Below are 1,256 nucleotides of genomic sequence, written 5' to 3'. Positions count from 1 at the left end.
ACACCGGCGCCACGCCCGCGCACCGCGCCCGGTAGGCGGCAGTGAGGTCGCGGGCCAGCGGCCGCATCGACCAGGCGTCCGCGGCCACGTGGTGCACGACGATCAGCAGCACGGACTCGCCGGGTGCCAGGGTCCAGAGCCAGACCCGGATCGGCAGGTCGGTGGCCAGGTCGAACCGGTGCGCGGCCGCCTCGCGCACCAGCGCGGGCAGGTCGGCGGCGCCACACTCGGCCACGGTCAGCACCGAGGGGATCCCGGTGGCCGGCCGCACGATCTGCCGGGCGCCGGCCGGGTCCTCGGTGAACAGCGTGCGCAGGGCCTCGTGCCGGGTGAGTACGTCACCCAGGGCGCGGTCCAGCGCGGTGACGTTCAACTCGCCATGCAGGCGCATGGCCACCGGCACGTTGTAGGCGGCCGACGAGCCTTCCAGGCGGTTGAGAAACCACAGCCGCTGCTGGGCGAAGGACAGCGGCACCCGTTCCGGGCGCGGGGTGACGGCCCGCACGCCGTCGCGGCCGGCCCGGGCGGTGTCGAGCCGCCGGGCCAGGCGGGCCACCGTGGCGGTGTCGAAGAGGTCGCGCACGGCCAGCTCGACGTCGAGCGCCGAGCGGATCCGGCTGACCAGCCGGGTGGCCAGCAGCGAGTGGCCACCGAGGTCGAAGAACGAGTCGTCGATGCCCACCTCGGGTATGCCCAGCACCTCGGCGAACAGGCCGCAGAGGATCTCCTCGCGGGCGTCCCGCGGGCCGCGGTCGCCGCTGCCGGCGGCGATCTCGGGTGCGGGCAGTTTCGCCCGGTCCACCTTGCCGTTGACGGTCAGCGGGAATTCGTCGACCACCACGATCGCGGCCGGCACCATGTACTCCGGCAACGACCGCGCCAGTGCTGCCCGCAGCATCGCCGGGTCGAGCTCGACGCCGGACTGGACATAACCGATCAGCCGGTCGTCAGCGACCAGCACCAGCGCCCGGTCCACGCCGTCGAGGGCGTCCAAGGCGGTCTCGATCTCGCCCAGCTCGATCCGGAACCCCCGGATCTTCACCTGGTCGTCGGAGCGACCCACGTACTCCAGCACCCCGGCGGCGGTCCACCGCACCACGTCACCGGTCCGGTACATCCGGGTGCCGGCCACCCCGAACGGGTCGGCCACGAACCGGGTGCCGGTCAGACCGGACCGGCCGAGATAACCGCGGGCCAGGCCCGCACCGGCCACGTACAGCTCCCCCGCCACTCCCGGCGGGACGGGCAGCAGACCG

1 protein-coding gene is annotated in these 1,256 nt (G+C 73.9%); it reads right to left on the bottom strand.

Annotated elements, in window-relative coordinates:
- The coding region (locus Ari01nite_RS48285; RefSeq protein WP_203791355.1) for a condensation domain-containing protein at positions 1-1,256 on the bottom strand (1,256 nt) is incomplete at both ends.

This window comes from Paractinoplanes rishiriensis (assembly GCF_016862375.1).
GTDB lineage: Bacteria > Actinomycetota > Actinomycetes > Mycobacteriales > Micromonosporaceae > Actinoplanes > Actinoplanes rishiriensis.
This window is presented reverse-complemented; position numbering and strand designations above follow the sequence as displayed.